This window comes from Amycolatopsis rhizosphaerae (genome assembly GCF_007713715.1).
GTDB classification, from domain to species: Bacteria; Actinomycetota; Actinomycetes; order Mycobacteriales; family Pseudonocardiaceae; genus Amycolatopsis_E; species Amycolatopsis_E rhizosphaerae.
In genome coordinates, this window is sequence record NZ_VJWX01000503.1 from 1 (window position 1) to 5,192 (window position 5,192).

The window sequence follows — 5,192 nt, forward strand, 5'->3', positions numbered from 1 at the left end:
GCGCGGGTCCATCCCGACCCGGGCCGCGAGTTCGTGTACGGCGGCCTTGCCCAGGTCGGCCAGCGCGGCGAGCAGGCGGGCATCCACGGGATCGGTCACGGCCACAACCCGGAACGCTACCGCGTGCCCCCGGGCGCGGGACTCATGTGGTGCCGCTGGGGCGTGGCGAACCGCCGCGGCCCGGGGAAAACCCCGGCGGCATGGCCGCTCCGCGCTCTAGGCTGGCGCCATGACCGAGGTTGCCGAACTGGCCGACGAGTTCGTGGAAGCGCTTTTCGACGCCGAACCGTTGTGGCCCGCCGTGCTGGGGATCGACTCCGACCGGGAGGGGCTCGCCGAACTCACCGAAGCCGCCGAGGAGGAGCAGCGGGCGACGCTGGAGGAGTTCCTCCGCCGGGCAGGCGCGCTGGAGCCGGAAACGGCGCAGGACCGGGTGACCCGCGACGTGCTGGTGGCCCAGGCACGCGGCATCCTCGACCGGCTCGCCACGCACGCCGCCGAGTACACCGTGACCGACCTGTTCGTCGCGCCCGCGGTCAGTCTGCTCACGATCCTGCCGATGGTCGGCGTGACCACCCCCGAGCAGGCCGAGCGGCAGCTCGGACGGCTCGCCGCGATCCCGCGGCACCTGGAACAGGCCGCCGACCGTCATCGCGCCGGAGTGGCCGCCGGGCGGGTACCCGTGGCGCATCTGGTGGCCGCCGCGATCGCGCACCTGGACCGCTATCTCGCGGGCGCCGCGGATCCCGCCGCCGACCCGCTGCAACGCCGGCCCCTACCGTCCGACGAGCTCACCGCGCGTCGCGCGGAGCTGATCAAGAGCGTGGTCCACCCGGCCTTCGCCGCCTATCGCGACGTCCTGGACCGGGAAATCGCGCCGCACGGCCGCCCGCTGGACAAGCCGGGCCTGTGCTGGCTGCCCGGCGGCGAGGAGATGTACGCCGCCGCGGCGCGCGTCCACACGACCACCGACCGCACCCCGGAGGACCTGCACGAGACCGGGCTGCGGCTCATCGACGACCTCGCCCGCGAGTACGCCGAGATCGGCTCGCGGGTCTTCGGCACCAGCGCCCTGCCGGAGATCTTCGAGCGGCTGCGCACGGATCCCGAGCTGCGCTGGAAGGACGCCGGCGAGCTGCTGGACACGGCGCGGTCGGCGATCGAGCGTGCCGCCGAGGCCGCCCCGCGCTGGTTCGGCCGGATCCCGCCGCACCCGTGGGTGGTGGAGCCGGTCCCGGCCGCCGAGGCACCGGGCGGGCCCGCCGCCTACTACCTGCCGCCCGCCATGGACGGATCCCGGCCGGGCACCTACTTCGCCAACACCCACCAGGTCTCCGAACGGTTCCGGCACACCGCCGAGGTGATCGCCTTCCACGAGGCCATTCCCGGGCACCACTTCCAGCTGTCCACCCAGCTCGGCCTGACCGACCTCCCGTTGCTGCACCGGATCGGCGAGTTCAACGCCTACACCGAGGGGTGGGGGCTCTACACCGAGCGCCTGGCGCACGAGATGGGCCTGTACTCCGGGGACCTGGCCCTGCTGGGCATGCTCACCGTGGACTCGATGCGCGCGGGCAGGCTGGTGGTCGACACCGGGCTGCACGCCAAGGGCTGGAGCAGGCAGCAGGCCGTGGACTACCTCACCGAGCACACACCGATGCCGAAGGTGGAGATCGAGTCCGAGGTCGACCGCTACATCGCCTATCCGGGGCAGGCGCTGTCGTACATGGTGGGGCGCCTGGAAATCCTGCGGATCCGGCGGAAGGCCGCGGACGCGCTCGGCGAGAAGTTCGACATCCGCGCCTTCCACGACGTGGTGCTCGGCGGTGGCGCCCTGCCGATGTCGGTGCTCGACGCCGTGGTGGAGGACTGGGTGCGGAGCGTGGCTTCGTGATCGACGATCTCGCCGAGGAGTTCCTCGGGATCGCCTTCGACGCGAACCCGATGCGGGCGTCCGTGCTGGGGCTGCCCGGTGAGCACGACCGGCTGCCGGATCTCGGCATGGAGACGGAGGGGCGGCTGCGCGCCCGGTATTCGGACCTGGCCCGGCGCGCGGCCGGGGCCGAGGGTGATGCGGTGACGCGGCAGGTGGTGATCCAGCAGGCCCAGGCGGCGGTCGACCTGCTCGACGCGCGGCTGCCCGAGTTCCTGGTCAGCGATTCCTTCGACGCGCCCGTGCAGCGCGTGCTGCTGGACCTCTCGCTGACGAAACTGACCGATCCGGACCGCGCCAAGGGATTCCTCACCCGCCTGGCCGCGCTGCCGTCCTTTGTGGACCAGGTGATCGAGAGGCAGCGCGGGGAACTGGTGCCGCCGGGCTTCCTGGTGGACATGGCCATTGCCTACTTCGACCGTTTCCTCGCCGATCCGGCCGCGGGTCCGTTGCGGCTCGACGCCGACGTGCCCGGATTCGCCGCGGAGCGCGACCGGTTGCTGACCGGGGCGGTCCGGCCCGCGCTGCGCCGCTACCGGGACTTCCTGGCCACCGAGGTGAAACCCCGGTCCCTGCCCGCGGAACGGGCGGGACTGTGCTGGCAGCCCGGCGGTGAGCAGCGGTACCAGGGTCTGATCCGGGTGCACACCACCACCGGCCGGAGCGCGCGGGAACTGCACGAAACCGGGCTGGCATTGATCGAATCGCTGGGGGAGGAATACCGGGAACTCGGCTCACGGGTGTTCGGCACCACCGAACTGCCGGAGATCTTCCACCGCCTGCGGACCGACCCGGCGCTGCGCTGGAGCAGCGGTGAGGAACTGCTCGCCTCGGCGAGGACGGCGATCCGCCGGGCCGAGGAGGCGGCCCCCCGCTGGTTCCGCACCGTGCCGGAGCGGCGATGCGAGGTCAGCGCCGTGCCGGAGGGCGACGCCGACGGCGGCACCATCGCGTACTACATCGAACCCGCGCTGGACGGGTCGCGCCCCGGCACCTACTACGCCAACACCTTCCAGGCGGAACAACGGTTCCGGCACACGGCCGAGGCCATCGCCTACCACGAAGCCGTGCCGGGGCACCACTTCCAGATCTCGCTCGCCCAGGGGCTGTCCGGGCTCCCGCTGCTGCGCCGGATCGCCGACGTCAACGCCTTCGTCGAGGGCTGGGGCCTCTACGCGGAACGGCTCGCCGACGAGATGGGCCTGTACACCTCCGATCTGGCCAGGCTCGGCATGCTGACCCAGGACTCGATGCGGGCGGGCCGCCTGGTGGTCGACACGGGCCTGCACGCGCTGGGCTGGAGCCGCCGGCAGGCGGTGGACTACCTCACCGAGCACACGCCCATGGCCCCGATGGAGATCGAGGCGGAAATCGACCGCTACGCGGGCTGCCCGGGCCAGGCACTGTCGTACATGGTGGGGCGCCTGGAGATCCTGCGGATCCGCGACGAGGCGGAACGGGCGCTGGGCGGGAAGTTCGACATCCGGGACTTCCACGACATCGTGCTCGGCGGGGGCAACCTGCCGCTGTCCGTGCTCGGCACCGTCGTCGAAACCTGGACGCGCGGGCAATCCTGACGCCTCTCGCCTCACACCCGGGGGGCGGGCCCGCGCCCGGCCGGACAGGCGCGGGCGGCTGGGGCGCGCGATATGCGCCGCGGCCGTGTAGGGTGAGCATCGACTAAGCGGGCGCTCACCTGTGGGAAGGCGGCAATGATGCGCATCGGCACCCAGATCTCCTACGCCGGAGGTTTCGCGGAGAGCGTGGCGGACATCGTCGAGCTCGAAAAGGCCGGGCTGGACATCGTGTTCGTGCCGGAGGCCTACTCGTTCGACGCGGTCAGCCAGCTCGGCTATCTCGCCGCCAGGACCGAACGGGTCGAGCTCGCCTCGGGCATCCTGCAGATCTACACCCGCACGCCCACCCTCACCGCGATGACCGCGGCCGGGCTCGACTTCGTCTCCGGTGGCCGGTTCACCCTCGGGATGGGCGCCTCGGGTCCCCAGGTGATCGAGGGCTTCCACGGGGTGCGCTACGACGCGCCGCTGGGCCGGACCCGGGAGATCGTGGACATCTGCCGCCAGGTGTGGCGCCGCGAGCGAGTCGTCCACGAGGGCCGCTACTACCAGATCCCGCTGCCCGCCGACAAGGGCACCGGGCTGGGCAAGCCGCTGAAGCTGATCAACCAGCCGGTGCGGGAGCGCATCCCGATCGTGCTGGCCTCGCTCGGCCCGAAGAACGTGGCGATGACCGCCGAGATCGCCGAGGGCTGGGAGCCGATCTTCTTCCACCCGGAGAAGGCCGATTCCATCTGGGGTGCCTCGCTCGCCGAGGGCAAGGCCAAACGCGACCCCTCGCTGGGCGAGCTCGACGTGGTGGTGGGCGCCCCGGTCGCGATCGGCGAGGACGTCGGCCACATGATCGACTGGATCCGCCCGATGGTGGCGCTCTACGTCGGCGGCATGGGGGCGCGCGGCAAGAACTTCTACAACGACCTGGCCTGCCGTTACGGCTACGAGGCCGAGGCCAAGAAGATCCAGGACCTGTACCTGGACGGCAAGAAGGACGAGGCCGCGGCCGCGGTGCCCGAGGACCTGCTCAAGGCGATCACGCTGATCGGCCCGGCGAGCTACGTCAAGGAGCGGCTCGCGGCCTACGCCGAGGCCGGGGTGACCACGCTGCAGGCGACCCTGCTCGAGCCGGGCGTGCAGCGCCGCGTCGAGGTGGTCAGCCAGCTGCGCGAGATGCTGGACTGACCCGGTCCACGTAGAGAAAGTCCGTCACCCGCGCCAGGCCCAGGACCTGGCGCGGCATGAACGGCATGGCCGACCGCGCCTCGTCGTGCACGACGCGCGGGGCGGTCAGTTCCTCGGTGCGGCCCCGGGTTTCGAGCCCGCAGCCCCCGGCCGCCAGCACGTTGCGCACCCAGTCGCTGTCCGGCCCGTAGGTGAGGGCGACGACGTACCCGGTGGGCGTGCCGAAGACGTTGACGGGGGTCCGGTAGACGCGCCCCGAGCGCCGCCCGCGATGCACGATCGTGCCGAATCCGGGCATCCTGCCGGTGATCAGCCTGGCCACCCGGTTGGTGGCCACCCGGTTGAACCGGGCCACTTTCCGCGAAAGCACCATGCCTTCAGCCTGCCCGTCCGCCCACCGGAAATCAACGCCGGGTGAATTATGGTGCCCGTGAGGGGCCCCTCACGGCCGATTCGGCCAGGGGCCCCGGCAAAGTCGGTCCTTGCATGGGCGAGTCCCACCT

4 protein-coding genes and 1 pseudogene are annotated in these 5,192 nt (G+C 71.8%); 3 read left to right on the top strand and 2 right to left on the bottom strand.

What is annotated here, in order from left to right:
• A pseudogene (locus FNH05_RS39570) lies at positions 1-105 on the bottom strand (AsnC family protein); the annotation flags it as partial.
• Between the two features lie 124 nt (positions 106-229).
• On the opposite strand from FNH05_RS39570, the gene FNH05_RS31645 reads away from it, so the two are divergent.
• The 3 genes from FNH05_RS31645 to FNH05_RS31655 all read left to right on the top strand — a co-directional run bounded on the left by FNH05_RS31645 (position 230) and on the right by FNH05_RS31655 (position 4,689).
• Positions 230-1,894 carry a DUF885 domain-containing protein gene (locus tag FNH05_RS31645; RefSeq protein WP_144592517.1) on the top strand — a complete coding sequence of 555 codons (1,665 nt, stop codon included), beginning with the start codon at positions 230-232 and terminating at the stop codon, positions 1,892-1,894.
• Between the two features lie 50 nt (positions 1,895-1,944).
• A complete protein-coding gene (locus tag FNH05_RS31650; protein ID WP_144592519.1) occupies positions 1,945-3,510 on the top strand; it encodes a DUF885 domain-containing protein in 1,566 nt (521 codons plus the stop codon).
• Positions 3,511-3,648: 138 nt separating this feature from the next.
• A complete protein-coding gene (locus FNH05_RS31655) occupies positions 3,649-4,689 on the top strand; it encodes an LLM class F420-dependent oxidoreductase (RefSeq protein ID WP_144592520.1) in 1,041 nt (346 codons plus the stop codon).
• Here the strand turns inward: FNH05_RS31655 and FNH05_RS31660 are convergent.
• The gene (locus FNH05_RS31660) at positions 4,661-5,062 is read right to left on the bottom strand and encodes a nitroreductase family deazaflavin-dependent oxidoreductase (protein ID WP_144592518.1); all 402 of its coding nucleotides are present in this window, start codon (positions 5,060-5,062) and stop codon (positions 4,661-4,663) included. The two genes, FNH05_RS31655 and FNH05_RS31660, sit on opposite strands and share 29 nt — an antisense overlap.
• Positions 5,063-5,192: the final 130 nt, after the last annotated feature.

Excerpts from the sequence above, each read along its gene's own strand:
- FNH05_RS31645 (WP_144592517.1), top strand. The coding sequence starts at position 230 with ATGACCGAGGTTGCCGAACTGGCCGACGAGTTCGTGGAAGCGCTTTTC.
- FNH05_RS31650 (WP_144592519.1), top strand. The coding sequence starts at position 1,945 with ATGCGGGCGTCCGTGCTGGGGCTGCCCGGTGAGCACGACCGGCTGCCG.
- FNH05_RS31655 (WP_144592520.1), top strand. The coding sequence starts at position 3,649 with ATGCGCATCGGCACCCAGATCTCCTACGCCGGAGGTTTCGCGGAGAGC.
- FNH05_RS31660 (WP_144592518.1), bottom strand. The coding sequence starts at position 5,062 with ATGGTGCTTTCGCGGAAAGTGGCCCGGTTCAACCGGGTGGCCACCAAC.